General features: G+C 72.8%; 30 protein-coding genes and 1 tRNA gene. 17 read left to right on the top strand and 14 right to left on the bottom strand.

Translation table 11 applies throughout. From position 1 onward, the window contains the following. Positions 1–140 precede the first annotated feature (140 nt). The 3 genes from ABD811_RS26330 to ABD811_RS26320 all read right to left on the bottom strand — a co-directional run bounded on the left by ABD811_RS26330 (position 141) and on the right by ABD811_RS26320 (position 2,521). Positions 141–737: an NUDIX hydrolase gene (locus tag ABD811_RS26330; RefSeq protein ID WP_344953054.1), complete on the bottom strand. Its 597-nt coding sequence runs from the start codon at positions 735–737 to the stop codon at positions 141–143. Positions 738–862: 125 nt separating this feature from the next. After that, positions 863–1,591 carry an endonuclease III gene (gene nth, locus ABD811_RS26325; protein ID WP_344952833.1) on the bottom strand — a complete coding sequence of 243 codons (729 nt, stop codon included), beginning with the start codon at positions 1,589–1,591 and terminating at the stop codon, positions 863–865. Positions 1,592–1,876: 285 nt separating this feature from the next. Then, on the bottom strand, positions 1,877–2,521 hold the full coding sequence (locus tag ABD811_RS26320; RefSeq protein ID WP_344952831.1) for a DNA-binding response regulator: 645 nt from the start codon (positions 2,519–2,521) through the stop codon (positions 1,877–1,879). 532 nt (positions 2,522–3,053) lie between these two features. Here ABD811_RS26320 and ABD811_RS26315 point away from each other — a divergent pair. Continuing rightward, positions 3,054–3,836 (top strand): AfsR/SARP family transcriptional regulator, encoded by a 783-nt coding sequence (locus ABD811_RS26315; RefSeq protein WP_344952830.1) that lies wholly within the window; start codon positions 3,054–3,056, stop codon positions 3,834–3,836. 11 nt (positions 3,837–3,847) lie between these two features. Here ABD811_RS26315 and ABD811_RS26310 read toward each other — a convergent pair whose 3' ends face one another. Next, positions 3,848–4,843, bottom strand: coding sequence for an LLM class flavin-dependent oxidoreductase (locus ABD811_RS26310; RefSeq protein ID WP_344952828.1), 996 nt, complete (start codon positions 4,841–4,843; stop codon positions 3,848–3,850). Positions 4,844–5,039: 196 nt separating this feature from the next. Between ABD811_RS26310 and ABD811_RS26305 the strand changes: the two genes are divergently transcribed. The 9 genes from ABD811_RS26305 (at position 5,040) to ABD811_RS26265 (ending at position 11,416) form a co-directional block, all read left to right on the top strand. After that, on the top strand, positions 5,040–5,162 hold the full coding sequence (locus ABD811_RS26305) for a lasso RiPP family leader peptide-containing protein (protein WP_344952826.1): 123 nt from the start codon (positions 5,040–5,042) through the stop codon (positions 5,160–5,162). A gap of 113 nt (positions 5,163–5,275) precedes the next feature. Then, positions 5,276–5,401, top strand: coding sequence for a hypothetical protein (locus tag ABD811_RS26300; RefSeq protein WP_344952824.1), 126 nt, complete (start codon positions 5,276–5,278; stop codon positions 5,399–5,401). A gap of 47 nt (positions 5,402–5,448) precedes the next feature. Then, the gene (locus ABD811_RS26295; protein WP_344952822.1) at positions 5,449–7,461 is read left to right on the top strand and encodes an asparagine synthase-related protein; all 2,013 of its coding nucleotides are present in this window, start codon (positions 5,449–5,451) and stop codon (positions 7,459–7,461) included. After that, positions 7,458–7,709, top strand: coding sequence for a lasso peptide biosynthesis PqqD family chaperone (locus tag ABD811_RS26290; protein WP_344952820.1), 252 nt, complete (start codon positions 7,458–7,460; stop codon positions 7,707–7,709). Before ABD811_RS26295 ends, ABD811_RS26290 begins: the two co-directional genes overlap by 4 nt. Continuing rightward, positions 7,706–8,161 carry a lasso peptide biosynthesis B2 protein gene (locus tag ABD811_RS26285; RefSeq protein WP_344952818.1) on the top strand — a complete coding sequence of 152 codons (456 nt, stop codon included), beginning with the start codon at positions 7,706–7,708 and terminating at the stop codon, positions 8,159–8,161. The genes ABD811_RS26290 and ABD811_RS26285 overlap by 4 nt, the downstream gene beginning before the upstream one ends. Then, a complete protein-coding gene (locus tag ABD811_RS26280; protein WP_344952816.1) occupies positions 8,158–8,712 on the top strand; it encodes a MauE/DoxX family redox-associated membrane protein in 555 nt (184 codons plus the stop codon). The genes ABD811_RS26285 and ABD811_RS26280 overlap by 4 nt, the downstream gene beginning before the upstream one ends. Beyond that, positions 8,709–9,629 carry an ATP-binding cassette domain-containing protein gene (locus ABD811_RS26275; RefSeq protein WP_344952814.1) on the top strand — a complete coding sequence of 307 codons (921 nt, stop codon included), beginning with the start codon at positions 8,709–8,711 and terminating at the stop codon, positions 9,627–9,629. The genes ABD811_RS26280 and ABD811_RS26275 overlap by 4 nt, the downstream gene beginning before the upstream one ends. After that, positions 9,626–10,450 carry an ABC transporter permease gene (locus ABD811_RS26270; RefSeq protein ID WP_344952812.1) on the top strand — a complete coding sequence of 275 codons (825 nt, stop codon included), beginning with the start codon at positions 9,626–9,628 and terminating at the stop codon, positions 10,448–10,450. The genes ABD811_RS26275 and ABD811_RS26270 overlap by 4 nt, the downstream gene beginning before the upstream one ends. A gap of 279 nt (positions 10,451–10,729) precedes the next feature. After that, positions 10,730–11,416, top strand: a complete 687-nt coding sequence (locus tag ABD811_RS26265; protein WP_026412280.1) for a Crp/Fnr family transcriptional regulator — start codon at positions 10,730–10,732, stop codon at positions 11,414–11,416. Positions 11,417–11,493: 77 nt separating this feature from the next. Here ABD811_RS26265 and ABD811_RS26260 read toward each other — a convergent pair whose 3' ends face one another. The 5 genes from ABD811_RS26260 to ABD811_RS26240 form a co-directional block, all read right to left on the bottom strand. Then, positions 11,494–12,318 (bottom strand): MBL fold metallo-hydrolase, encoded by an 825-nt coding sequence (locus tag ABD811_RS26260; RefSeq protein WP_344953052.1) that lies wholly within the window; start codon positions 12,316–12,318, stop codon positions 11,494–11,496. A gap of 138 nt (positions 12,319–12,456) precedes the next feature. Beyond that, positions 12,457–13,305: an NUDIX hydrolase gene (locus ABD811_RS26255; RefSeq protein WP_344952806.1), complete on the bottom strand. Its 849-nt coding sequence runs from the start codon at positions 13,303–13,305 to the stop codon at positions 12,457–12,459. Positions 13,306–13,500: 195 nt separating this feature from the next. Then, positions 13,501–13,959, bottom strand: coding sequence for a RidA family protein (locus ABD811_RS26250; protein ID WP_344952804.1), 459 nt, complete (start codon positions 13,957–13,959; stop codon positions 13,501–13,503). Continuing rightward, a complete protein-coding gene (gene sp36, locus ABD811_RS26245; RefSeq protein WP_344952802.1) occupies positions 13,956–14,117 on the bottom strand; it encodes a Sp36 family protein in 162 nt (53 codons plus the stop codon). Before sp36 ends, ABD811_RS26250 begins: the two co-directional genes overlap by 4 nt. A 54-nt stretch (positions 14,118–14,171) precedes the next feature. Next, positions 14,172–14,573: a winged helix-turn-helix transcriptional regulator gene (locus tag ABD811_RS26240; RefSeq protein WP_344952800.1), complete on the bottom strand. Its 402-nt coding sequence runs from the start codon at positions 14,571–14,573 to the stop codon at positions 14,172–14,174. A 126-nt stretch (positions 14,574–14,699) separates the two neighbouring features. Here ABD811_RS26240 and ABD811_RS26235 point away from each other — a divergent pair, with 126 nt between their 5' ends. Then, complete coding sequence (locus tag ABD811_RS26235; protein ID WP_344952798.1) at positions 14,700–15,656, top strand: NADP-dependent oxidoreductase; 957 nt, start codon at positions 14,700–14,702, stop codon at positions 15,654–15,656. Between the two features lie 47 nt (positions 15,657–15,703). Here the strand turns inward: ABD811_RS26235 and ABD811_RS26230 are convergent, their stop codons facing one another. Next, positions 15,704–16,768, bottom strand: coding sequence for a slipin family protein (locus ABD811_RS26230; protein WP_344952796.1), 1,065 nt, complete (start codon positions 16,766–16,768; stop codon positions 15,704–15,706). Positions 16,769–17,121: 353 nt separating this feature from the next. On the opposite strand from ABD811_RS26230, the gene bagA reads away from it, so the two are divergent. Both bagA and bagB read left to right on the top strand, forming a co-directional pair. Continuing rightward, the gene (gene bagA, locus ABD811_RS26225; protein WP_344952794.1) at positions 17,122–18,117 is read left to right on the top strand and encodes an ATPase BagA; all 996 of its coding nucleotides are present in this window, start codon (positions 17,122–17,124) and stop codon (positions 18,115–18,117) included. Positions 18,118–18,139: 22 nt separating this feature from the next. Then, positions 18,140–19,294, top strand: coding sequence for an ATPase BagB (bagB, locus tag ABD811_RS26220; RefSeq protein ID WP_344952792.1), 1,155 nt, complete (start codon positions 18,140–18,142; stop codon positions 19,292–19,294). Between the two features lie 167 nt (positions 19,295–19,461). Here the strand turns inward: bagB and ABD811_RS26215 are convergent, their stop codons facing one another. Then, positions 19,462–19,776: a WhiB family transcriptional regulator gene (locus ABD811_RS26215; RefSeq protein ID WP_344952790.1), complete on the bottom strand. Its 315-nt coding sequence runs from the start codon at positions 19,774–19,776 to the stop codon at positions 19,462–19,464. Between the two features lie 344 nt (positions 19,777–20,120). On the opposite strand from ABD811_RS26215, the gene ABD811_RS26210 reads away from it, so the two are divergent. After that, entirely contained in the window at positions 20,121–22,457 is a 2,337-nt protein-coding gene (locus ABD811_RS26210; RefSeq protein ID WP_344952788.1) for a penicillin-binding protein, read from the top strand. Between the two features lie 83 nt (positions 22,458–22,540). Here ABD811_RS26210 and ABD811_RS26205 read toward each other — a convergent pair whose 3' ends face one another. After that, the gene (locus ABD811_RS26205) at positions 22,541–22,996 is read right to left on the bottom strand and encodes a GatB/YqeY domain-containing protein (protein ID WP_344952786.1); all 456 of its coding nucleotides are present in this window, start codon (positions 22,994–22,996) and stop codon (positions 22,541–22,543) included. 153 nt (positions 22,997–23,149) lie between these two features. Here ABD811_RS26205 and ABD811_RS26200 point away from each other — a divergent pair, with 153 nt between their 5' ends. Then, positions 23,150–24,037, top strand: a complete 888-nt coding sequence (locus ABD811_RS26200; protein WP_344953050.1) for a metallophosphoesterase — start codon at positions 23,150–23,152, stop codon at positions 24,035–24,037. Positions 24,038–24,112: 75 nt separating this feature from the next. Next, positions 24,113–24,186 (top strand) — tRNA-Pro (locus tag ABD811_RS26195). A 93-nt stretch (positions 24,187–24,279) separates the two neighbouring features. Here ABD811_RS26195 and ABD811_RS26190 read toward each other — a convergent pair. Continuing rightward, positions 24,280–24,453: a hypothetical protein gene (locus tag ABD811_RS26190; RefSeq protein WP_344952784.1), complete on the bottom strand. Its 174-nt coding sequence runs from the start codon at positions 24,451–24,453 to the stop codon at positions 24,280–24,282. Positions 24,454–24,906: 453 nt separating this feature from the next. On the opposite strand from ABD811_RS26190, the gene ABD811_RS26185 reads away from it, so the two are divergent. Continuing rightward, positions 24,907–25,404 (top strand): DUF4265 domain-containing protein, encoded by a 498-nt coding sequence (locus ABD811_RS26185; protein ID WP_344952782.1) that lies wholly within the window; start codon positions 24,907–24,909, stop codon positions 25,402–25,404. Positions 25,405–25,464: 60 nt separating this feature from the next. On the opposite strand, the gene ABD811_RS26180 is transcribed toward ABD811_RS26185, so the two are convergent. Then, the coding region (locus ABD811_RS26180) for a serine hydrolase (RefSeq protein WP_344952780.1) at positions 25,465–26,396 on the bottom strand (932 nt) is incomplete at its 5' end.

Below are 26,396 nucleotides of genomic sequence, written 5' to 3'. Positions count from 1 at the left end.
TCGGTGTACCAGATTGGACGGCACCGCGTAACCGCGCAGTGCGATGCGAGACGATCACCGACCGTGCCCCGCGGAACGCCGCTCACCGTCGGCGCGAATGCGCAGGGCATCCGCGAGCGGCGGACGTGGGCCCCGGGGGGTCAGCCTCGGGCGGCCAGGTCCAGGATCTCGCGGGGGAGGTCTTCCACGCGGTCGTCGTCCCAGGGGCGTTCCCAGCCGCCCGCGCGCAGCACCTGGGTGAGCACCCCGGCGGTGAAGCCCCAGACGAGCATGCCGCGGACCCGGAAGGCGGGCCCCATGCGCAGGCCGCCCGGGTAGCGGACGGTCAGCCGGTTGTCCGGGTCGACCAGCTCGTCGATCGGCACGCGGGCGACCGTGGCGACCTCCCCGGGGTGGCCGGGCGCGATCTCCGACGGCGTGCGCCACCAGCCCGCCACGGGAGTGACGCGGTGGTCGCTGCGGGACAGGTACAGCTCGGGAAGCGTGGTCAGCACCTGCACCCCCGACGGCTCGACCCCGGCCTCCTCGTGCGCCTCGCGCAGCGCCGCGCCGACCGGCCCGTCGTCCTCGGGGTCGATCCGGCCGCCGGGGAAGGCGGGCTGCCCGGCGTGCTTGGTGAGCGTGGCGGCCCGCTCGGTGAGCAGGATGTCCGGGCCGTGCGGCCCCTCCCCGAAGAGGATCAGCACCGCCGCCGGGCGCGCCGTCGGCACCGGGCGCATCGTCGGCGGGACGGTCATCCGCGGCGCCTCGACGCGGAACCGGTCGAGCCATGCCGGACAGGGGGCTGCAGTCTCGCTCACGCCTCTCCCAACCTGATCAGTACCTGTTTCCTTCCCACCCTCCCAGCGCGGCCGGGCGGAGGTCAGGAGAACGGGCCCGGCTTGACCAGCTTGCGGGCGGTCTCCTCGTCGGTCGGCCCCTCGCCGAAGGACGGGCACAGCCGGGCCACCGCGCAGGCCCCGCACGCCGGGCGGCGCGAGTGGCACACGCGGCGGCCGTGCCAGATCAGCCGGTGCGACAGCATCGTCCACTCCTTGCGCGGGATCAGCTCGCCGACCTCGTGCTCGACCTTGACCGGATCGGTCTCGGCCGTCCAGCGGAAGCGGCGGGCCAGCCGCCCGAAGTGGGTGTCGACGGTGATCCCCGGCACGTCGAAGGCGTTGCCGAGCACCACGTTGGCGGTCTTGCGGCCCACGCCCGGCAGGGTGACGAGCTCGTCCAGGGTCCGCGGCACCGCGCCGCCGAACCGCTCGCACAGGACCGCCGACAGGCCCATGACGGATCTGGTCTTGGCCCGGAAGAACCCGAGCGGCTTCAGGATCCGCTCGACGTCCTCGGGGTCGGCGGCGGCCAGGTCCTCGGGGCCGGGGTACTTGGCGAACAGCGCCGGGGTGGTCTGGTTGACCCGCACGTCGGTCGTCTGCGCCGACAGGACGGTGGCGATCAGCAGCTGGAACGGGTCGGCGAAGTTCAGCTCGCACTTGGCGTCGGGATAGACCTCGGTCAGAATCCGGTTGATCTTCCGGGCGCGGCGTACGAGCGCCAGCCTGGTCTCCTGCCCACGCCCCGCGTCGTCCTTGCTGCTCGCCATGCCGGCAAGCGTACGACCTCCCCAGACCTCACCCCCCCGCTACGCCTGCACGGCATCGCGCACCCCGGCCCCAGCCTCGCCGCAGCCCCGCCGCCACCCCGCCACAGCACCGCGCAGCCCCGCTGTCGCCCCGCCGCAGCCCGGTACCAGCCCCGCCGCCCGGTCGCAGCACCGCCGCCGCCCGGTACCAGCACCGCCGTCGCCCGGTCGCGGCCCCGCCGCCGGCCGGTCGTGGTCTGGGCGTGGTCGCGTTGCGGTCTGGGTGTGGTTTGTGTTCGGAGGGGGTCAGGGGTCGACGATGCCGTCTCGGCGGGCCTCGCGGTACAGGTCGAGTCGTGTGGGGGCCTCCCGTCCCGCCTTGGCGTACTTCTCCCTCGCCCGGTCGAGGTACTGCTTGACGGTGTGCTCGCTGATGCCCATCTGGCGGGCGACCGCCGTCCTGGTGAGGCCGCCCAGCCACAGCCGCATGGTGCGCAGCTCCTGCTCGGAGAAGCTGGGCGGGCACGGGCCCGTGGCGGCGAGCATCGCCCCGGCCTGGGACGGCGTCGTGTACGTTCCGCCCGCCGCGACGGTGAGAACGGCCTCGATGAGGTGCAGCCGCCCCTCGCCGGTCTCCTTGGTGATGTAGGCGCGGGCGCCGGCCATCTCGGCGCTGTGCACCAGGTCGGGGTCGGCGTACTGGGAGAACACCACGATCCGGCGGCCCGCCGCGGCCAGGTCGGCGATCTCGTCGAAGACCAGGCGGCCACCGATCCGCAGGTCGATGACCAGCACGTCGGCGGTCGCGGCCGGGCCCTCGTCGAGGCCGCTCAGGTCGGTGCCGGTGTGCACGATCTCGAGGCGCTCGCCGGGGTCCTCGGCGATCCACGTCCGCACGCCCGACAGCACCACGTCCTGGTCGTCCACGACGGCGATCTTCACCGTGCCCATCGGGCCGCCCCCCAGAGCAGGTCGCCGTCGCGGCCGGCCGTCATGAGGGGCCCGCCTGAGCGCCCCGGCCGTCATCGGCTCCGCCGGGGCCCGCGCGGGCGCGGCGACGGCCCCGTGCGCCGGATGACCCCCGAACGGGGGTCATGACAGTCTTCGGGCGCCGTCCACATGATTGGTCTGGGGCCTGCGTTCGTTCCATCGCGAGGGGAAGAGCCACATGATGGCGAAACGAGAACTTCGGGTCGCAGTCGGTCACGTCAGGATACTTCGACCGTCCCGCGCGGCCCATGCGTCCGACGCCGATAGGGACGCGCCCTTATGATCCGCAGCGCGCCGTCAAAAGGCCGCCGCGGCCACGGCGCGCTGCCCTCGGGTTCCGCTGCGTGATCCGGTTCCAGGCCCCGTCTCTCCGGCTCGGGTGGCCGCCGCCCCGAGCCGTGCCCGCGATTCCTTCCCCGAAGAGACCGACCGTGGCTCCCCGGTCGCATCGCGACGGGGGGCCGAGCACTCAAGGCTTGGAGGATTCCGGAAGATGTGTCCCATCAGTTTCGGTGTGCTGGGGCCGTTCGAAGCCGCGTTCAGGGGACGGCTCACCAGGATTCCGCGCGGTCGGCAGCGGCTGCTGCTGGCCGCGCTGGTGCTCAAGGCGAACGAGGTCGTCTCGGTCGAGGAGCTTCTCGACCGCGTGTGGGGCGACCGGCTGCCCGACTGCCCGCGCGGCGCGCTGCAGACCTGCCTGACCCGGGTGCGGCAGTGGCTGGACGCCCACGAGGACGGCGCGTCCGAGGCGATCAAGACCTCGTCCACCGGCTACGTGCTGCAGCTGCGGCCGGCCGACGTGGACCTGCTGCGGTTCCACGGCCTGGTCGGCGAGGCGCGCGCCGCCGGCGAACGCGGCGACCGGGCCGCCGAGCTGGCGGCCCTGACCGAGGCACTGTCGCTGTGGCGCGGCCCCGCCCTGTCGGACGTGCGCTCCGACTCCCTCCAGCAGGAGGTCGTGCCACGGCTCGCCGAGGACCACCTGCGCACGATGGAGTGGCGCAACGAGGTCGGCCTCGCCCTCGGGCGGCACCGCGAGATCGTCGGCGACCTGCGCTCCATGACCGCCTGCCATCCGCTCCGCGAGCGGTTCTGGCGGCAGCTGATGCTCGCCCTGTGCCGGTGCGGGCGGCAGGCCGAGGCGCTGGCGGCCTACCAGCAGGTGAGCACCCGCCTGCGGGAGGAGATCGGCATCGATCCCGGGCCGGAGCTGCGCAACCTGCACGTCGCGATCCTGCGCAACGACGCGGCGGTGATGAGCGAGGCCGCCCGCTGAGCGGTTCGGGGTCAGGAGGACTGGGGGACGGCCTTGGCCAGTAGTTCGTGGGAACGGACGCGGTCTTCGAGGCCGTGGACCAGGGTCATGGCCATCAGCTCGTCGGCGCCGGTCTCGTCGATCAGCTCGCCGACGCGGCGGGCGACGGTCTCCGGGCCGCCGATGAGGTGCGAGGTCATCCGGGCGCGCACCTGCGCGTACTCCTCCGCGGGCCAGGGGTAGCGGGTGGCCTCCTCCGGCGTGAGGTTCGGGCCGTTGCGGGCGCCCTTCAGGGACTGGTGGATGATGACCGCGATCGGCCCGGCCAGCCACTCGGCCTGCTCGTCGGTGTCGGCGACGAGGACGGAGGCGGCGACGATGGCGCGCGGACGGTCCTGCGCCGCCGACGGCCGGAACGCCTCGCGGTAGGCGCGCAGCGCGGGTGCCGCGTTCTCCGGGCGGACGTGGTGGGCGAAGGCGAACGGCAGGCCCAGCTCGCCGGCGAACCTGGCGTTGTCGACGCTGGAGCCGAGCAGCCACACGGCGGGCCGGCTGCCCTCGGCCGGGACCGCCGCGACCTCGCCGGGTCCGCGGGGCTCGAAGTAGCCGAGCAGCTCGCGGATCTGGTCGCGGTAGGCGTCCGACCCGGGCGGGCTGCTCACCCGCCGCAGCGCGCGGGCCGTGACCATGTCCGTGCCGGGGGAACGCCCGATGCCCAGGTCGACGCGGCCCGGGTTCAGCGCCTCCAGGGTGCCGAACTGCTCGGCGACGACGAGCGGCGGATGGTTGGGCAGCATCACCCCGCCCGAGCCGACCCGCATGCGGGAGGTGGCGGCGGCGATCTGGGCGACGAGCACCGGCGGGGCGCAGCTGGCGATGAACGGCGCGTTGTGGTGCTCGGCCACCCAGTACCGCAGATATCCCATCCGTTCCACTTCCGCGGCCAGCGTCATCGACTCCCGCAGCGCCTGGGCCGGTGTCGAGCCGCGCCATACCGGAGCGGTGTCCAGAACCGAGATCTCGATCATGACTTTCTCCCTTTCGCGGGCTGTGCGGACACGATGAATCCTTTCCGGCGGAGTGGTGCCAGGCAACCTGCAAAGCCCACCGCACGGGCTTTCCGAAAGGGAACTGCAAGCGAAGTGAAATTCCCCCTTTCCTAGAGTGCTAGGTGCAGGCGGGAGGTCCACAAGGGACCTTCCACGCACACAGAAAGGTGTGGCCATGCAGAAGGCTGCGGTGTACGAGCCCCCCACGCTGGCCGAGGCCGGCGACTTCATCCAGGTGACGCTCGGCCGTCCGAACTGGGGCTTCGAGGCCGACTGGTCCTGCGTCATGCTGTGCTGACCGCCCCTTCGGGCCGATCGTAGCGAAACCATTCCGCGCCGGTGCCGGGCCTTCCCGGCACCGGCGCGGCCATTCGGGACCACCTGAAGAAACGACCTGGAGAGGTGTGGAAAATGCTGCGGAAAGTCGTCGTCTACGAGCCCCCGACGCTGGGCGAGGGCGGCCGGTTCAGCCTCGTGACGCGCGGCCCCTCGGACTGGGGATTCGACGCGATGTGGTACAGCCTGATTCCCAGCTGACGAGGCCGGTCGCAGCGAAATAACTCCGAGACGAGGTGGACGGAGCAGTGGAATTCCTGGTCCTGCCGGACGTCCCCGGCCCGCTGGACGCGACCGGTGGCCGGACGGACGGAGAAAGCGCGCGGCACGGCCGCGACTCACGCCTGCGGCGGATTCTCGACGACGCGTTGCCGGACCTGTTCGGCGGGCCGGGTCCCAGCACGGCCGCCTCACCCGCGGAGGCCGCCCAGCCCGGGGACGCCCCCCGGCCCGGAAACGCCTCCTCCCCCGGGGACACCGCCTCGCCCGCGGCCGCCGTCCGGCCCGCGCGCGAGGTGGCCCCCGCGTTCACGGTGATCCCGCACGCCTCCGGCCGTCCCTGGATCGTCGGCCGCTGGCGCGAGGACGAGATCGTGTGGACCCGCGCCGGGCGCGACCGGATCGCCGTGCTCGGCCCGTCGTCGGCGACCGCCGGCACGCTGGCCGCGCGGCTCCGCGACGCCCGCACGCCCGCCGACCTGGACGGGCTGAGCGCGGAGCTGGCGGGCAGCTTCCACCTGGTGGCCTCGATCGGCGACCGCGTACGGGTGCAGGGCAGCCTGTCGACCGCCCGCCAGGTCTTCCACGCCGACGTCGCGGGCACCCCGGTGGCCGCCGACCGGCCGCAGACCCTGGCGGCCCTGGTCGGCGCCGCGCCCCGGGAGGAGACGCTCGCCGCGTGGCTGGTGGCGCCCTGGCTGCCGTGGCCGCTGAACGAACGCTGCCTGTGGAAGGGCGTCGACGCCCTGCCCGCGGGCTGCTACCTGGAACTGTCCGCCGACGGCGGCAGCCGCGCCGTGCGGTGGTGGAGTCCGCCCGAGCCGGACCTTCCGCTGGCGGACGGCGCCGGACGCGTACGCGAGGCCCTGCGCGACGCCGTGGCCGTCCGGACGCGGGGCCACGACACCCTCAGCGCCGACCTGTCGGGCGGCATGGACTCCACGAGCCTGTGCTTCCTGGCCGCCGGTGACGTGGACAGGCTCGTGACGACCCGGTGGGAGGCCGCAGACCCGGCCGACGAGGACCAGGTTTGGGCGGCGCGGGCGGCGGCGTCGCTGCCCGGCGGCGAGCACCTGGTGCTGTCGCGCGACGTCGCTCCCACCTGGTTCGCCGACCTGTCGCAGCCCGATCCCGACATCGAGGCGCCGTTCGCCTGGATCCGCACGCGGGCCCGCCTCACCCACATGGCCGAGCAGGTAGCCGCACGCGGCTCGTCCGCGCATCTCACCGGGCACGGCGGCGACGAGCTGTTCCTGAGCAACCCGCTCTACCTGCACACCCTGGTGCGCACCAGGCACGTGCGGTCGATCCCCTACCTGCGCGCGTACCGCGCCCTGCACCGGTGGCGGGCCGCGCACACCGCGCAGGCGCTGCTGGCGAACGACTCGTTCGGCCAGTGGCTGTCCAGGACCGCCGACGAGCTCACCGACCCCGTCCGGGAGGTGCAGGGCCGGCCGTCGTTCGGCTGGGGCGTCGCCTACCGCATGCCCGCGTGGGCCACCGGCGAGGCCGTCGACACGGTCCGCCGCCTCCTGCGGGACACTGGCCGGTCCGAACCCGAGCCGCTGGCGCCGCTGCGCGGCCAGCACGCCGCGCTGGCGGACGTGCGGCTGTGCGGCGACACGCTGCGGCGCGTCGACCGGCTGACGTCCCGCTCCGGCGTGTCGTGGCACGCCCCGTACGTGGACGACCGGGTCGTCGAGGCGGCGCTGGCCATCCGGTTCGAGGACGTGGCCATGCCCGACCGGTACAAGCCGGCGCTCACCGCGGCCATGCGGGGCGTCGTCCCCGACACCGTCCTCGGCCGTTCCACCAAGTCGGAGTACAGCGCGGAGGCCTACGACAGCCTGCGACGCCACCGCGCCGAGTTGCTGGGGCTGTGCGAGGACATGCGGCTGGCGCGGCTCGGGCTGGTGAACGCCGACGCGCTGCGTTCGCTGCTGCTCGCCCTCCCCCCGACGTCCCTCACCCTCGTTCCGCTGATCAGCACGTTCGCCTGTGAGACGTGGCTGCGGAACCTGCCCTCCGGAGGAGCCCGATGACCATCTCCCCCCACGTGACGCTGACCGAGACCGAGCACGGCATGGTGCTGCTGAACGAGCGGAGCGGCCGCTACTGGACGCTCAACGTCACCGGCGCGACCGTCGTGCGGCTGCTGCTGGACGGGCACACCGTGGACGACGCGCTGACGACGCTGCGCGGCCGCCATCCCGACGCGGCCGACCGGCTGGAGGCGGACGTCGACGCGTTCGTCAAGGCGCTGTACGAGGCCGAGGTGCTGCTGCCATGACGATGCCGGTCGCACTCGAGTCCTCGGCCCGCGTCCCGCGGCACCGCCGGGCCGCCGCCCGGGTCGCGGTGGGGCTGGCATGGCTGCTGATGCGGATGTCCCCGCTGCGGATCCGGCAGGTGCTGGGCGTGCTGCGGCGCGGCGCCCGCCCGGCCACGGCGGCGCGGGCGCTGGCGGCGCGCCAGGCGGTCGTGTCGGTCAGCGTGCAGTGCGCGGGCCAGGGGTGCCTGCAGCGCTCGCTGGCGACGGCGCTGCTGTGCAGGCTCGGCGGCACCTGGCCGGACTGGTGCACGGGCGTGCGCACCGAGCCGTTCCGCGCCCACGCCTGGGTGGAGGCGGAGGGACGGCCCGTCGGCGAGCTGGAGGAGATCCACGCCTTCCGCAAGGTCATGGTGGTGCCGGCCCTGCCCGCCGGGGAACGGCCGCGCTCCGAGGCGGGAGCCGGGCGATGACGGACTACCTGCTCCTGGCCGCGCGGGCGCTGACGGCCACGGTGTTCGCGCTGGCGTTCGTGGGCAAGGCGCGCGGAGCCGAGCGGTTCGGCGGGTTCGTCACCTCGATCCACCAGCTCGCGCTCATCCCGCGGCGGGCCGCGACCCCGGTGGCCCTGGCGATCGTGATCGGCGAGGGGGCGGCCGTGCTGCTGCTGGTCCTGCCGTTCGCGCCGCGCCTCGGGTCGGCGCTGGCCGTCGCGCTGCTGGCGGTGTTCATCGCGGCGGTGGTCCGGTCCGTGCGCGGCGGCGTCTTCGCCGAGTGCCGCTGCTTCGGCTCCCGGGGCGCGGTGATGAGCCACGCGATGATCGTCCGAAACCTGCTGCTCATGGCGATCGCCGCGCCGGGCGTGGCCGCCGCGCCCGTCCCCACGGGCCGGCCGGTCGCCGCCGTCGCGGCGGTACTGGCCGGTGTGCTGGCCGCGGCCCTGTTCACCCGCTACTACGACCGGGGGGTGGCGGCGCTCATGAGGCGGCTGGTGGCGGCGGAGCGCGCGGAGGCCCCGCGGTGATCGAGACGACCGGGCTGTGCCGACGGTTCGGCGCCGTGCGGGCGCTGGAGGACGTGACTCTCAGCGCGCCGCGCGGCTCGGTGCTCGGCCTGCTCGGCCACAACGGCGCCGGGAAGACGACGCTGGTCAACATCCTGGCCACGCTGTGCCGCCCGTCGGCCGGGACGGCGCGGGTGGCGGGTTTCGACGTGGTCGGCCAGGCCCGCCAGGTGCGCCGCAGGATCGGGGTGACGGGGCAGTTCGCCGCCGTCGACGAGCAGATCTGCGGCCGCGACAACCTGGTGCTGATCGCCCGGCTGCTCGGCGCGGGCCGCGCGGAGGCCCGGCGGCGCGCCGACGAGCTGCTGGAGCGCTTCGGCCTGACCGCCGCGGCCGGCCGCGCCGTCCGCGGCTACTCCGGCGGCATGCGCCGCAGGCTGGACCTGGCCGCCAGCCTCACCGGACGTCCCGAGGTGCTGTTCCTGGACGAGCCCACCACCGGCCTGGACCCCGAGAGCCGCCTGACCACCTGGGACGTCGTCCGCGACCTCGTCCGCGACGGCACCACCGTGGTGCTGACCACCCAGTACCTGGACGAGGCCGACCGGCTGGCCGACACCGTCACGGTGCTCGCCGACGGCCGCGTGATCGCCTCGGGCGCCCCGGCCGACCTGAAGGCCAAGGCCGGCGGCCGCACCGCCGCCGTCCGCCCGGCCGACGCGGGCGACGTCCCGCTCGCCGAAGCCGCGCTGCGCCGCCGGGGCCTGCGTACGCACCGCGACGCCGCGGCCGTGTCGGTGCCCGTGCCCGCCGCGTCCGGCGATCTGGGCCTGATCGTGCGGGCGCTGGACGAGGCCCCCATCGGCCCCTACGAGCTGGCGCTGACCGAACCCACGCTGGACGACGTGTACCTGTCCCTGATGGGAGCACGACGATGACGACCGCACCGGCGACCTCCGCGGCCTTGTGGCGGGGCAGCGGCACGGCGACGCAGATCCTCGTCCTCACCCTCAGGTCGCTGCGCGCCCTCGTCCTCGACCCCCGCCTGATCATGGCGAGCCTGCTGAGCCCGCTGCTGATGCTGCTGCTGTTCAGCCAGCTGTTCGGCGGACTGTTCGGCGGCGCCGCCGGGACGGCCGCTGGGGCCCCGGGCGTGCGCTACGTCGACTTCCTCGTCCCGGCGATCCTGGTCACCACGGCCGTGCAGGCGGCCTTCACCACCGGGCTCGGGCTGGTGCACGAGATGACGAACGGCATCGTCACGCGCTTCCGCACGCTGCCGATCTGGCCGGGCTCGGTGCTGCTGGCCCGCAGCCTGGCCGACATGACCCGCACCGCCGTCCAGTTGCTGCTCGTCCTGCTGGTCGCGACGCTGCTGCTCGGTTTCCGCCCGGACGGCGGGATCACCGGGGTCGCGGCCGCGTGGGCACTGGCGCTCACGGTCGGCGGGGGCCTCGGCTGGATCTTCATCGCGCTGGCCTGCTGGCTGCGCGGCCCCGAGCTCATGCAGAGCGTCGCCGGGCTGGCGACCTTCCCGCTGATCTTCGCCTCGACCGCGTTCGTCCCGGCGGCGGCCCTGCCCGGATGGCTGCGGGCCGTCGCCCACGCCAACCCCGTCACCTACGGCATCGAGGCGGCCCGCGACCTCACGCTGGGCCGCCCCGCCGGCGCCGCCGCCCTAGCCTCGGTCGCCATCAGCCTCACCGTGGCCGCCGTCTGCGTCCTGCTCGCGATCCGCGGTTTCCAGCGCATCCGCTGACGGCCCCGGCGCCCCCGGCACACCGGCGGACAGCCGATCCGTCCACAATCGAAATCCTCGCCCCGGTCACCCCGTGATGACCTGCTTCGCGGCCTTGTGACTGCCCTCACCGGGCGGTCCGTACACTTGATGCCGGAAGGATCTGGCGTCTGAGCGGACCAGAGCGGTCCAGCTCATCGCGGGTGCCGGGGTGGAACCGGCACGCCGTGGCCCTGCCTTCACGTGCGCGGTGGGACGTACGTCACACTATGCGTGTAGGTGTTTGTAGGAGGAGAAAGCGTGACCGACCGCGACGTGGACGTTCTGAGCAGAGCCCCGCTGTTCGAGGCACTCGACGAGCAGGGCGCCAAGGCGCTTCGCGCCAACGTGACCGAAGTGCGGCTGGCACGCGGCCAGACGCTCTTCAACGAGGGCGAGACGGGCGACCGCCTGTACGTCGTCCTGGAAGGCAAGATCAAGCTGACCCGTACCGCCCCCGACGGGCGGGAGAACCTGCTGAGCGTGCTCGGCCCCAGCGAGATGTTCGGCGAGCTGTCGCTGTTCGACCCGCGGCCGCGCACCGCCAGCGCCGTCGCGGTGACCGAGTGCCGCCTCGCCGGGCTCGGTCACGACGACCTGCGGCCCTGGCTGACCGGCCACCCCGAGGTGGCGGTGCAGCTGCTGCGCGCGCTGGCCCAGCGGCTGCGCAAGACCAACGACGTGATGGCCGACCTGGTGTTCACCGACGTGCCCGGACGCGTCGCCAAGGCGCTGCTGGACCTGGCCGAGCGGTTCGGCCAGCCCTCGGAGGCCGGGCTGCACGTCCACCACGACCTCACCCAGGAGGAGCTGGCCCAGCTCGTCGGCGCGTCCCGGGAGACGGTCAACAAGGCCCTGGCCGACTTCGCCCAGCGCAACTGGCTGCGGATCGAGGCGCGCGCCGTCGTCATCCTCGACATCGAACGTCTGCGCAAGCGCTCCAAGTGAGGACGGTCTTCCGCAGGGTCGCAGCGCCCCGGTGATCTTGCGGAAGCACCGGCCGTCCCCCCGTTCCCCCCTGCGGTTCACGTACTGGCGGAACGCTCGTTGAGGTAGTCGAGCTGGGCCTGCACGGACCACTCGGCGGCCGGCCACAGTGACCGGTCGACGTCGGCGTAGACGCGTTCGACCACCTCCCGCGCCGTCCGGGCACCGGCGGCCACGGCGGCCTCCACCTGGGCCAGACGCTCCCGCCGGTGGGAGATGTAGTGGTCCAGGGCGGCGATGGGGTCGTCCAGGCGCGGGCCGTGGCCGGGCAGGATGGTCGCCGCCTCCCGGGCCTCGGCGAACGCCCGCAGCCGGTCCAGGGACGCCAGGTAGTCCCCCAGCCTGCCCTCGACGACCGTGCTGCCGTACCCGAGCACGGTGTCCCCGGTGAGGACGGCGCGGTCGGCGGGCAGCCAGAACGTCAGCGAGTCGTTGGAATGGCCGGGCGTCTCCAGGACGCGCAGCTCCAGCCCTCCGGTGGTGACGACGTCGCCCTCGGCCAGCCCCTCGTCGCCGAGCCGGTGTCGGAGGTCCAGCGCCCGCACCGGGACGGCGCCGCCGCGTCGTCCGGCCGCCTCCGCGGCGAGTTCGGCGAACCGCTTCGCGCCCGCCGCGTGGTCGGGATGCCCGTGCGTGAGCAGGACCAGCCCGACCCGGCGTCCCTGCGACGCGACGGTGCGCACCACGCGCTCCAGGTGCTTGCCGTCCTTGGGGCCGGGGTCGATGACGACCGTCTCCTCCGAGCCGGGCTCGGCGACGATCCAGGTGTTGGTGCCGTCCAGGGTCATCGGCGACGGGTTCGGCGCGAGCACGCAGGTCGCCCGTTCCGTGCCCATCCCATCGATCTCGCTCATCTCATCCATCCTGCCGGTCGCCGGGCGCAGGCCCAGCCGCCGGCCCAGGCGGTCCAGCCGCGCCAGGTGACGCGGCGCCGACGTGCCCGCCAGCCGCCATGCCAGCTCCCGGGTCAGCTCCCGGGCGGGCCGACGGCGCACGACCGCTCACCCCCGCGGGTAGTGGCGGGCCGTCTCGGGCGGCAGCACCAGGTACGGCTCCCCGTCGATGATCTCCGCCGTCGGCTCGTAGGTGACGATCTCGCGCCGGGCCGCCAGCACGTCCGCGACCGTCCGGTAGCCGGCCAGTTCCGACAGGGTGGCCAGGGTCGGCGGCATCAGGAACCACTCGCCCGCCTGCGCCCGCCGCACCGCGTCCTCGGGCCGCACCCACGTCACCCGGTCCGCCTCGGTGCTGACGTCGCCGGCGCGCTGCCCCGGCGGGATCGCGGCGACGAAGAACCGCGTGTCGTACCGCTTCGGCTCGATCGCGGGCGTGATCCAGTGCGCCCACGGCCGCAGCAGGTCGGAGCGCAGCACCAGCCCGCGCCGGTTCAGCATCTCGGCCAGCGACACGGTGCGGGCGAGCAGCGCCTGCCGGTCGGCCTCCCACGTGTCGCCGCGGGTGTCGTCCACCACCGCCGTCCCGGCGGGCCCGGCGAGCAGGATCAGGCTCTCCTCGAACGTCTCGCGCACGGCCGCGCAGACCAGCTCGCGTGCCAGCTTGTCCCCGGCCCGGAACGCGGCGCCCCACTCCGCCGGGGAGGGCCCGGCCCAGGCGATGTCCGTGTCGCCGTCGCGCGGGTCGACCGACCCGCCGGGGAACACGTACGCCCCCGGCGCGAACGCCATCGACGACACCCGCCGCAGCATGAACACCTGCAGCCCGTGCTCAGGATGATCCCGCAGGACGACCACGGTCGCGGCGTCCCGCGGCGCCACCGGCTCGATCCGTCCGGCGCGCATGCCCTCGATCCGCTCCACGAACTGCTCCGGGAGCTTCAGCCCGTTCACCATCGGCCGTTCCGGGGCATGTGGGGGGACGCCCCCTCGCGGACAATTCGACTGATCCCCATGGCGGCTAATTCGGACATACCGAATGCCGTTCCGTCAAGTCCCGGCCGATCCCGCCCTTGCCGCCGCCGGCGGGCGCGCCGCCGCTTCGACGGCCGCGGTACCGCGCACGGGCGCGCCCGCGGCCGTCTGCGAACGTCAGTCGACCTCGGCGATGAGCTCCACCTCGACGGGCGCGTTCAGCGGCAGCGCCGCCACGCCGACCGCGCTGCGCGCGTGCCTGCCCGCGTCCCCGAACACCGCGCCCAGCAGGTCGCTGGCCCCGTTGACGACCTTCGGCTGGCCGTAGAAGTCCGGCGCGCTGGCCACGAAGCCGACGACCTTGACGATGCGCCGGACCCGCGCCAGCTCCCCCACCTCGGCCCGCAGCGCGGCGATCGCGTTGAGCGCGCAGATCCTGGCCTGCTCGGCGGCCTCCTCAAGGCTCACCTCGGCGCCGACCCTGCCGGTCACCGGCAGCTCGCCCTTGACCATCGGCACCTGCCCGGCCGTGTAGACCAGGGAGCCGGTGCGGACCGCCGGCACGTACGAACCCGCCGGCGCGACGACCTCGGGCAGCTCCAGCCCGAGCTCGCGCAGCCGCTCCTCGGGCGTCACTTCGGCTCCACCTCGCGCTTGAAGTAGGCCACCAGGCTCTCGGGGTTGGGCCCCGGCAGGACGGTGACGAGCTCCCACCCGTCCTGGCCCCAGTTGTCAAGAATCTGCTTGGTCGCGTGCACCAGCAGCGGAACGGTCGCGTACTCCCACTTCTTCATGGCCACTCAGCCTAGCGACCACCCCCTCGCGTCCCGCCCGGTCCTCGGGCGGCGTCAGACGCGGGAGGCGTCATAGCGGTCGCGGGCGGCGTGGATCTCGTCGATGTGGTCGTCGGCCCACGTCTTGATCGCGGCCAGCAGCGGGACGATGCGTTCGCCGAGCGGCGTGAGCGTGTAGCTGACCTGCACCGGCACCGCCGGGGTGACGTCGCGGGCCACGAAACCGTCGCGTTCCAGCGAACGGAGCGTCTGGGTGAGCATCTTGGCGCTGGCGCCGGGAAGGGCCCGGCCGAGTTCGGCGTAGCGGCGCGGTCCCTCGGCCAGCCGGGTCAGCACCAGCGACACCCACTTGGACCCGATGATGTCCAGCACCTGGTGGGCGGGGCACATCTTCAGATACTCGTCGAACGCGGCCTTGGCGGCCTCGCGGCGCTGCGCGACCGTCATCGTCGCCATCTGCGGGTTCACCTCCGGGTGTCGAACGCACTTTCAGGTAACTCCTTCCGGCGCATCCGCTCTTCCGGCGAAGGTGATCGGTGCGGGGATTCCCCCGCGGCACCACTTCTCGACCTGGAGTTCGTCATGCGCGCGATCATCGTCAAGGCGCCCGGTGGGCCGGAGGCGCTGCAGGAGGCCGACGTACCCGAGCCCGTGCCGGGTCGCGGCCAGGTGCGGATCAGGGTGGCCGCGGCCGCGGTCAATCCGGTGGACGTGGCCGTCCGGGCCGGGGCCCTGGGAGAGATCGGCCTGATGCCCCGGCCGGGTGAACCGGGAGCACGGGAGGCGTTCGGCCTGGGCTGGGACGTCGCCGGCACCGTCGACGCCGTGGGACCGGACGTCGAGCACCTGGCCGTGGGCGACGAGGTGTTCGCCCTCAAGGACCGCTTGGACGTCCCCCTGGGCACCCATGCGGAGGCCGTCGTCGTGGACGTGGACGCCGTGGCGCGGGCACCGCGTTCCGTTGACGCCGTCCACGCCGCCACGGTGCCGCTGAACGGGTTGACCGCGTTGCAGGCGCTGGACCTGCTCGACCTCCCGCCGGGGGCCACGGTGCTCGTCACCGGGGCGGCCGGCGCGGTCGGCGGATACGCGGTGGAACTGGCGACGCATCGCGGCCTGCGCGTGGTCGCGACCGCGGCTGCGGACGACGAAGCCCTGGTGCGTGGCTTCGGCGCCGAGCACTTCATACCGCGCGGAGCTCATCTCGGCGACGCCGTCCGCCAGGTCGTCCCGGGCGGGGTGGACGGCGCGCTGGACGCCGCCGCGACCGGCCTGGCGGCCCTGGAGGCGGTGCGCGGCGGCGGCGCCTTCGTCGCGGTCCTCGGCGGTGACGCGGTGCCGACCCCGCTGCGCGGCATCCGCGTGGAGAACGTGTGGATCCGCGCGGACGCCACGCAGCTGGGCCACCTGGCGGCGCTGGTCGACGCCGGGCGGCTGACGCCGCGGGTGGCGCGGACGCTGCCGCTGTCGGAGGCCGCCGAGGCGCACCGCCTCCTGGAGAGGGGCGGCCTGCGGGGACGGCTGGTCCTGAGGCCGTAGCCGTCACCGGCCGCCGGGACCCTGCGGGTTCCGGAGGTCTCCGCGGATCACTCCCCCGCGGACCCCGCCGAGGACTCCCCAGCGGACTCCCCGGCGGACTCCCCGGCGGGCGGGCCGCCGTCGGTGAGGCCCGGCCGGGTGTCGGAGCCGGAACCGGACAGCTCGGAGGGCTTGTGCGCGGGCTCGTCCAAGCCGAGGACGGGAGGGACGTCCTTGGTCGACTCCAGCGCCGGGCCGCTCTCGGCCGCCTTGGCGAGTTCCTCCTCGGCCTTGGCGAGGCGTTCACTGAGGTCGGGCTTGCCCGCGCCGCCGGGCTGGGACGCGGGGCCCGGGGCCATCCGGTCGAAGAAGCGCAGCAGCTCCACCGGGAACGGCATGATCAGCGTGCTGTTCTTCTCCGCCGACACGTCCACCACCGTCTGCAGCAGCCGCAGCTGGAGGGCGGCCGGGTCCTGCGACATGATCTCGGCGGCGGCGGCCAGCCGCTTGGACGCCTGGAACTCGCCGTCCGCCGCGATGATCCGCGCGCGGCGTTCGCGTTCGGCCTCGGCCTGGCGGGCCATGGAGCGCTTCATGCCCTCCGGTAGCGACACGTCCTTGATCTCGACGCGTTCGATCCGAATGCCCCAGGGACCGTCGGTGATCTCGTCCATGATCGCGCGCAGCCGCGTGTTGATCTTCTCGCGCTCGCCCAGCAGCTCCTGCATGTCGGTCTGGCCGATCACCGAACGCAGCGAGGTCTGCCCGATCTGGGACACCGCGTACCCGTAGTTCTGCACGTTGACGATGGCCTTCACCGGGTCGATCACCCGGAAGTAGACCACCGCGTCGACCCGTACGGACACGTTGTCCTGGGTGATGCCCTCCTGCGCGGGCACGTTCATCGTGACCGTCTGCCGGTTGACCTTCTGCATCCGCTCCACGATCGGGATGATCACGGTGAGGCCGGGCGGCCGGACCGCGCCGGGACGCAGCCGGTCGCCGCGCCGCACCTGCCCGAACCGGAACACGATGCCGTGCTCGTACTGCTGGACCACCCGGACGGCCGACGCCGCGGTCAGCAGGGCCACGAAGGCGACGATGAGGATGATGATGGTGAGGATTACCGCCATCACGGGCACCTTTCGATAGAGAAGGCCCGTACCCGCGGGTCCCGCCGGCCCCCTGGGCGGCGACGGACGAGGCGCCGCACCGGGCGCCTGGAGCGCGCCACCCGGAACGGCGGGCCGATTCGGGGAGCTCGGCCAGGCCGAAACGGTCTGGACGTCCCCCGGGCGGCTCGGCCTGTCAGGCAGGCGGAATCCGAGGGATCGGTCTCACGTTTCCTACCCACCCTCGGGGGCACGGCCCACACGATGGTCGGAAAGGGGGACCTCGGCGGGGCACGGCATCGTGTCAGGAATCACTTGCATGGGGACCGGGCACCCTCTCAAGTCCTTGCCGAGCGAACGATATGGTCGATCGGGTGAGCGCGAGAGACACCGACTGGGACGGCGTGCGCCTGCACGTGGTCACGGGCAAGGGCGGCACCGGCAAGACCACGGTCGCCGGCGCCCTGGCGCTGGCGCTGGCCGCGGGCGGCCGGAAGGTCCTGCTGGTCGAGGTCGAGGGACGGCAGGGCATCGCCCAGCTCTTCGACTGCGCGCCGCTGCCGTACGAGGAGCGCCGGGTCGCCGTCGCGCCGGACGGCGGCGACGTCTACGCGCTCGCCATCGACACCGAAGAGGCGCTCATCGAGTACCTCGAGATGTTCTACAACCTCAAGCGGGCCGGCAAGGCCATGACCCGGCTCGGCGTGGTCGACTTCGTCACCGCGATCGCCCCCGGCCTGCGCGACGTGATCCTCACCGGGAAGACCAGCGAGGCCGTCCGCCGCCGCGACTCCTCCGGCGCGTTCGTCTACGACGCGGTGGTCATGGACGCCCCGCCCACCGGCCGCATCACCAAGTTCCTCAACGTCAACGAGGAGGTGTCCGGCCTGGCCAAGGTGGGCCCGATCCGCAACCACGCCGACACGGTCATGCGGGTGGTGCGCAGCCCCGAGACGGTCGTGCACTTCGTCACGCTGCTGGAGGAGATGCCCGTCCAGGAGGCCATGGACGGCGTCGCCGAGCTGCGCCGCGTCGGGCTGCCGGTCGGCGGCGTGATCGTCAACATGGAGCACCCGCCGATGCTGGACGAGGAGGCGCTGGCCGCCGCCGGGAAGGGCGAGCTGGAAACCGACGCGGTCGTCCGCGGCCTCAAGGCCGCCGGGCTGGAGCACGACGCCGAGGCGATCGCCGCCGTCCTGGCCGCCGAGGCCGGCGAGCACGCCCGCCGCACCGCGCTCCAGCGCCGCGAGAAGGAGCGCCTGCAGACCCTGGACCGCCCGCGCTACGTCCTGCCGCTGCTGTCCGACGGCATGGACCTGGCGGGCCTGTACGACCTGGCGCAGGCACTGCGCGACCAGGGTGCGGCATGACCAGCGGAAGGGACGGCCTGAGATGAGCCCCACCGGCAAGACGCCGCCGGTCCTGGACGTGGACGCGCTGCTCGACGACCCGCGCACGAAGATCATCGTGTGCTGCGGGTCGGGCGGCGTCGGCAAGACCACCACCGCTGCGGCGCTCGGCCTGCGCGCCGCCGAACGCGGCCGCGACGTCGTCGTGCTGACCGTCGATCCCGCGCGGCGGCTGGCCCAGTCCATGGGCCTGTCCGAGCTGGACAACAACCCGCGCCGCATCGACATCGAGGGCGACGGCGAGCTGCACGCCATGATGCTCGACATGAAGCGCACCTTCGACGAGATCGTCGAGGCGCACGCCGACCCCGACCGGGCCAGGCAGATCCTGGCCAACCCCTTCTACCAGTCGCTGTCGTCCAGCCTGTCGGGCACGCAGGAGTACATGGCGATGGAGAAGCTCGGGCAGCTGCACCGCTCGGGCGCCTGGGACCTCATCGTCGTCGACACCCCGCCGTCGCGCAACGCGCTGGACTTCCTCGACGCCCCCGCCCGCATGGGGCGGCTGCTGGACGGCCGGTTCATGAAGATCCTGGCCGCGCCCGCCAAGACCGGCGGCCGGTTCGGCGTCAAGGTGCTCAGCGCCGGGTTCGGCATGTTCACCGGCGTGCTCAACAAGGTGCTCGGCATGCAGCTGCTGCGCGACGTGCAGACGTTCGTGGCCGCGTTCGACACGATGTTCGGCGGGTTCCGCGAACGCGCCGAGAAGACGTTCCGGCTGCTGCAGACGCCCGGCACCGCGTTCCTGGTGGTGGCCGCGCCCGAGCCGGACGCGCTGCGCGAGGCGTCCTACTTCGTCGAACGCCTGGCCGAGGAGCGCATGCCGCTCGCCGGACTGGTCGTCAACCGCGTGCACGAGTCCGCGGCCGACGGGCTGTCGGCCGCGCGCAGCCTGGCCGCCGCCGAGACGCTGCAGGAACGCGGCGACCATCCGCTCACCGCCGCGCTGCTGCGCCTGCACGCCGACCGCATGCAGCTCGCCGCGCGCGAGGGACGGCTGCGCGAGCACTTCGCGTCCACGCACCCGACCGTCCCGGTGACGACCGTCCCCGCACACGCCGAGGACGTCTGCGACCTGGACGGCCTGCGCCTCATCGGCGAGGACCTGGCCCGCGCCAAGCCCGCCGAGGCCGCCTGACCTGCCGCCTCGTCCACACGTACGCGCGAAAAGCGCACACGGTCGTGGGCACGCACCAGTGATGGTGCGTGCCCACGACCGTTGTTAGTTGGTTGGACCCTGCCGATCGGGTACCCGGAGAACCGGGCCCCGTCCCGCCTGCCGCCGCCGGTGCGGCACGACGACGGTCAGCTGGCGACGAGTTCGTTCTCGTTGGACGACTCGACCCGCCGCTCGTACGCCTCCTTGGCGGTCTCCAGCAGTTCGCGCCACGATTTCACGTCCGGACGCCGACGCAACAAGGCTCGCCGCTCACGCTCGGTCATCCCACCCCAGACACCGAACTCGATCCGGTTGTCAAGAGCGTCGGCGAGACACTCGGTGCGCACCGGGCAGCCGCGGCAGATGAGCTTGGCTCGGTTCTGCGCTGCTCCCTGCACGAACAGGGCGTCTGGATCCGCGTTACGGCAGGCGGCGCGGGCGGTCCAATCCGTGATCCACATCTTGGCCCCACTCCCCTAGGGTCTGTGTCGATTTGCGCTCCTTGGCCAGACGGGCGCGGACGTCAGGCCGCCAAACGAAAGCCGTGGGGAAGAACTTACGGAAGCGAGGGGGGAATCAACAGCCCCCGATGGGCCCATTCTCGATATAGCCCGGCAGGGCCATACCGCCGGAACGGACTAGTTACCTCTCCTTGACGCGCGAGGTAGCGCGTCGGTTGACAGCGCACGAGTGATCAGGACCCGGACGATCGGACAGAGCCGGGTCCGTCGCGATACGCAGCGGTCATGTACGGGACGAGTGAGCTGTCCCGTATGCACTGCTCGTCCCGCGTACGCTAGGGCTCGTGCAGAAAGAAGGTCGAGCGCGCGCCGTCTCCACGCTCCTGCGGCTGATCGGGACCGGTGTCGTCGCGGGTGTGCTGGTGGCGTTCATCGCGCTGCCCGGTGTCGGCAGCGCCGGGCTCACCGCCCGCGACGCCGCCAACAACTTCCAGGACATGGACAGCAGCCTGAAGACGACGCCGCCGTCGGAGAAGACGGTGGTGTACGACGCCACCGGGCAGCCGATCGCCACGTTCTTCGACAAGTACCGCGAGTCGGTACGGCTCGACCAGGTCGCCCCCATCATGAAGCAGGCGATCATCGACATCGAGGACTCGCGCTTCTACCAGCACGGCGCGCTCGACATGAAGGGCACCATCCGCGCGCTCGCCTCCAACGTCGAGTCCGACCAGACGCAGGGCGGGTCCACGCTGACCCAGCAGTACGTCAAGAACCTGCTGGTCGACAGCGCCAAGACGCAGGAGGAGTACCTGGAGGCCACCGCCCCGACGGTCGGCCGCAAGCTGCGCGAGCTGCGTTATGCGCTCGACCTCGAAAAGCGCATGACGAAGAACCAGATTCTCGAGGGCTACCTCAACATCGCCTACTTCGGCGCCGGCGCGTACGGCGTGCAGGCCGCGTCCAAGCGGTACTTCAGCAAGCCCGCCGCCGAGCTCACCCTCGAACAGGCGGCGCTGCTGGCGGGCATCACCCAGAACCCGACCGCCTACGACCCGATCCGCAACCCCAAGGACGCGCGCAAGCGCCGCGACACCGTCCTCTACCGCATGCAGCAGCTCGGGCACATCACCAAGGCGCAGGCCGACGCCGCCGCGGCCAAGCCCATCGAGCTGAACCGCACCGAGCCGGTCGGCGGCTGCGAGACCAGCAAGGCGCCGTTCTTCTGCGAGTACGTCAAGTACGACATGCTCAACATCCTGTCCGACGGCAAGTACTGGAAGATGGACCCGAAGGAGCAGCAGGACGTCGTCAACAAGCTCAACCGCGGCGGCTACACGATCCGCACCACCCTGGACATGAAGTCCCAGCGCGCCCTCGACAGCGCGGTGCGCTCGCGCGTGTCCCCCACCGGCAACCGGGTCGCGGTCGAGGCGATGGTCGAACCGGGCACCGGGCACGTCAAGGCGATCGGGCAGAGCAAGCGGTTCGGCGCGGGCAAGGGCCGCACCGCCATCAACCTGGCCGCCGACCGCTACCACGGCGGCGGCAGCGGCGTGTCCGCCGGATCGACGTTCAAGGTGTTCACCCTGGCCGCCGCGCTCGAAGAGGGCATCCCGGTCAGCACCACCATCAACTCGCCGCAGACCACCACGATCAGCGGCTTCCAGCCGTGCCGGATGCCGAACGGCAAGATGCTCGGCGGCGGCACCTGGACGATGAGCAACGCCGGCGACAGCGAGGCGGGCAACTTCAACCTCAAGACCGGCACCTGGCACTCGGTCAACACCTTCTACGCCGCGCTGGAGAAGCGCGTCGGCGTCTGCGACGCGGTGAAGATGGCCGAGAAGTTCGGGATGAAGAAGGCCACCGGCGCCCCGCTCGACCCGTACCCCGCCCAGGTGCTGGGCACCAACGACATCGACATGGTGCACCTGGCCGCCGCGTACGCCGGGTTCGCCGCCCGCGGCAAGTACTGCGCGCCGGTCTCGATCACCGAGGTCGTCGACAACGAGGGCAAGAAGCTCAAGCTGCCCAAGGCCGACTGCCGCCAGGCCGTCGACGAGGCCGTGGCCGACAAGGTCAACGAGATCCTGCAGGGCGTGCTGACCAAGGGCACCGCCGCGGGGCAGGGCATCGGCCGTCCCGCCGCCGGCAAGACCGGCACGTGTGAGGAGTTCACCTGCGCGGTCTTCGCCGGCCACACCCCCAACATGGCCGCCGCCGTCGCCTACTACGACTTCCGCGGCCCGTGGCAGTACAAGGTGTACGGCGTCTACGGCGCCGACATCCCCGCCCCCATCTGGGCGCAGAGCATGCGCAACGCCCTTGCGGGCAAGCCCGCCCCGGGCTTCTCCCGCCCCGTCCGTGACTTCGGCGACACCACCAAGGTCCCCGACCTCAAGGGCATGTCGGTCGACCAGGCCCGGCGCACCCTGGAGGGGGCCGACCTGAAGATGCGGCTGGCCCCCCGCGGCGTCGCGTCCGACCAGCCCCGCGGCTCGATCGCCGCGTCCTCCCCGGACGCGGGCACCGAGGTCGACCCCGGCACCACCGTCACCGTCTACCAGAGCGAGGGCAAGGATCGCCCCGGCGGTCCCAATCGCCCCGATCGGCCCGGCCAGGGCCCCGGGCAAGGCGAATGGCCCTTCCCCTGGCCTCCGGGTCGAGACCGGAACTGACCGCTGAACGAACGCCCCCCGGCCGCACACGCGACCGGGGGGCGTTCCAGTGCTCGCGGCCGCTGCTCGGCTCGCCGAGCGCCTCAGCTGCCGGCGAGCTGCCGCTTGACCTCCGCCGCGACGCGTCCGCCCTCGGCCCGTCCCGCGACCTTGGGGTTCACGACCTTCATGACCTGCCCCATCGCCTTGGGCCCCGCCGCGCCCGTCTCGGCGATCACGCCGGCGACCAGGGCGGACAGCTCCTCGTCGGTGAGCTGGGCGGGCAGGTACTCCTCCAGCACCGCACCCTCGTCCCGCTCGGCCTGCGCCTGCTCCTCGCGTCCGGCGTCGGCGAACGCGGTGGCGGCCTCCCGGCGCTTCTTGGCCTCCCGGCTCAGCACCTTGACCACGTCCTCGTCGGACAGCTCGCGGGCCTTCTTGCCGGCGACCTCCTCGTTCCGCACCGCGGTCAGGGCCATGCGCAGCGTGCGGGTCCGCACCTCGTCCCGCGCCTTGATCGCGGTGGAGAGGTCGCTCTCCAGCTTCTCCTTGAGCTTCATGGTCACATCATGCCCGCCGGGCACCCGCCGTCTCATCAGGAATAATCCGCGACGGTTCAGCCGGGACGCACTTGTCTGGAACGATGGGAGGCGTACGAAGGGGCCCGCCGCGGGCCCGGAGGGAGAACCGTGCGAAAGCTGTATGCCGTCCCCATGGGGCTGGTGGGCGCCGGCGCCGCCACGTTCGGCTATGCCTCGCTGATCGAGCGCAACTGGTTCCGGCTGCGCCGCTTCGAGGTGCCCGTGCTGCCGCCCGGCCGTCCCTCCGTCAAGATCCTGCACATCTCCGACGCGCACCTGACGCCCGGCCGCCACCGCCTCATCCACTGGGTGCGCTCCCTGGACGCCCTCGACCCCGACCTGGTGGTCAACACCGGCGACTCCATCTCCCACCGCGACTCCATCGGCCCGTTCCTGGACGCGCTCGGCCCCCTGCTCGACCGTCCCGGCGTCTTCGTCTACGGGTCCAACGACCTGTACTCCCCGGTCTTCAAGAACCCCCTGCGCTACATCTGGCGCACCAGCCGCCGCGACTACGCCCGCCGCCGCCGCGAACCCGACCTCCCCTACCGCGAGCTGGGCTCCTCCCTCCAGGCCGCGGGCTGGCTCGACCTCAACAACCGCATCGGCCGCCTCAAGGTCGGCGAACTGGACATCGAGTTCGGCGGCATCGACGACTCCCACATCAACCGCGACCGCTACGACAAGATCGCCGGCCCCGTCGACCCGCAGGCCGACGTCCACCTGGCCGTCATGCACTCCCCCGAACCCCGCAACATGGACCGCTTCGTCGCCGACGGCTACGACCTGCTCCTCGCGGGCCACACCCACGGCGGCCAGGTCTGCGTCCCCTTCTACGGCGCCCTGGCCACCAACTGCGGCATCGACCGCCCCCGCGTCAAGGGCCTGCACCGCCACAACGGCGCCTGGCTGCACGTCTCCGCCGGCCTCGGCACCTCCCCGATGGCCCCGATGCGCTTCTGCTGCCCGCCCGAGGCGTCCCTGCTCACCCTCGTCCCGCGCCGTCCGGCCGAAGAATAGGGACGCACCACTCCGCGGCATCCGCTAAAGTGGTCAAGGCGCCGGGAGCACGTACGACTCCCGGGCAGCCACCACCGGGGTGTAGCGCAGCTTGGCAGCGCGCTTCGTTCGGGACGAAGAGGTCGTGGGTTCAAATCCCGCCACCCCGACACAGAAGAAGTACCAGCTGAGACAGGGTCTCGGAGATCCCTCCGGGACCCTTCTTCGTTCCCTGAGGCCGCGGGGAGCCAACGTGCTTCGACTTACGCGACCTTGCTCTTCCTGCGCTTGGTGGGCTTCGGCCGTGGGGTGCCGAATACGGCGTTGATCGTCTCGGCACCCTTGGTGATCACGGGCTTGAGTTGGTGCCGGTAGACCTCTTCCGTGACGGCCGTGGACGAGTGCCCACAGAGGTCGGCGATGCTCTCCAGGGGCACGCCGCTGTCACTTGGCTTGGCCCCCAGGCGGCGCGCGCCTCGCCCGGCCCTCCATGCAGGGGCGTCGCACCCGGTTTGCGAGGTGTGCTGCGCCCGGCTCGGCGTGCGGTGTGTGCCGGGTCCGGCGTGCGACGGGCGCCGCGCCAGTCCGCCATGTGTTGCCCGCCTGGCTCGGCCCGCGATGCGGTGTGGGCTGCGTCCGGCCCGGCATGCGGGTGCGCCGTGCTCGGGACTGGGAGGTGTGTTGCGCCCGGCTCGGCGGGCGGGGTGCGCCTGGCTCGGCATGCGTCGCCTGGGCTGTGGCCGGCATGTGGGGTGTGCTGCGTCCAGCCTGGCAGGGGTGCCCGTCGTCGGTTTGGGAGGTGGTGTCCGCCGCTGGTTCGGTAGGGGGCGTGCACTGGGGGCCGGAACGTCCGAATGGTGGCGATCGCCTGGAATGGGAATGCTGTCGGCATGAGGACGTCCCAGGACCGCCGTTCGGAGCCGGACGTGGTGCGGGTGGTGTTCGAACTCCCCAGGGAGGACGAAGACTGGCCGCCCGCCACCTCCGAACGGGTCTGGGCCTTCCCGGTCGCCGAGAACCGCGTCGAGGTGGCCAACATCCCGTTCTTCGTCCGCGGGATCGCCCTCGGCGACGTGGTGCGCACCGAGGTGGACGACGAGGGCGTGCTCTGGGCCAGGGAGGCGGTGGAGGGCTCCAACAACTGCACGATCCGCGTGGCGGTGTTCCGGGACGGCGCCCTGGCCGGTGATCGCCGGGCGGTCCTCGACATGTTCGCCCCGCTCGGGGTGGAGGGCGAAGGCATCGCGCAGGCCGCGCTCGTCGCGCTGAACGTCCCGCCCACCGTGGACCTCCCAGCGGTGCGTGACCTGCTACAACGCGGCGAAAGTCAGGGCTGGTGGGACTACGAGGAAGGCTGCACCACTCCCGCATGGCGAGCCCTGGAGTAACCGGCTTGAGGCCCGTGCCCGGACGGTTGCCAGGCACGGGCCCCCGCGCCAGGTGAAGGTTCAGAGATCGGACGGGACGGACCCGTCGGACGCCTCCCACGGCACGTCGGGATCACCCATGACGGAGCCGCTGCCCGGGTTGAGGTTGCGGTGCACGACGCGGGCGACCCGTTCGATCGTCTCGACGCCGTACTCCATGGTCGGAGAGTCCTGGGTCAGCACGACGATCATGTAGTCCTGGCCGCGTCCGTCGAAGGTGCCGACGCTGTGCACGCGCCAGTACCTGCCGAGGCGGGGCAGCCAGCCGTTCTTGACGTGCCAGCGGATCCCGGCGGGCCGCCCGGCCGGGGTGCCCCAGCGCTGCTCGGGGATGACCCGTCCCATCAGATCGAGCACGTACCGCCGAGAGGCCGGGGTGAGCACGCTGTTGCGGCTGGTCAGCAGCTTCAGCAGGCGCAGTTCGTCGGACGCGGTGATCTGCGTCAGGCCCCAGTGGCCGTTCGCGCCGAGCGTAGTGTTGCGCATCCCGGCCAGCTTGAGGAAGCGGTTCAGGCGCGTCCGGCCGACCGAGTTCCACAGCGTGGACGCCGCGGCGTTGTCCGACCTGACGATCATCTTGTCGGCGAGGCCGCGCTCGCGCGAGGTCAGGCGTCTGCCCTGCTCCTGGGCCTTGCGCAGCAGGGCGGCCAGAATAGTCACCTTGACGACGCTGGCGGAGTCGTAGTGGCGTCCGGCGTCCACCGCGCAGGTGATCTTGCGCCTGCGGTCGTACACGGCCACGGACTCGATGCCGGTGCGTCCCCTGAGCGCGTCCTGGATGGCACGACCGAGCGTCCGCGCCGTGCCCGGATTCTCGGCCGACCGGCACGCCTGCGCGACCCGCCCCGCCGCGCCCGCGCCGCCCGCCGCCGCGTCGCGCCAGGCGAACACGTCGCCCGCCGCCGCGCCATGCCTGACGGACGCGCCGCCCGCCGCCGTGTCGTGCCCGGCGG

Source organism: Actinomadura miaoliensis (assembly GCF_039536785.1).
In the GTDB taxonomy this organism is placed as follows: Bacteria; Actinomycetota; Actinomycetes; order Streptosporangiales; family Streptosporangiaceae; genus Spirillospora; species Spirillospora miaoliensis.
The sequence above is the reverse complement of the archived record's forward strand: the minus strand, read 5'-3'. Positions and strand labels throughout refer to the sequence as shown.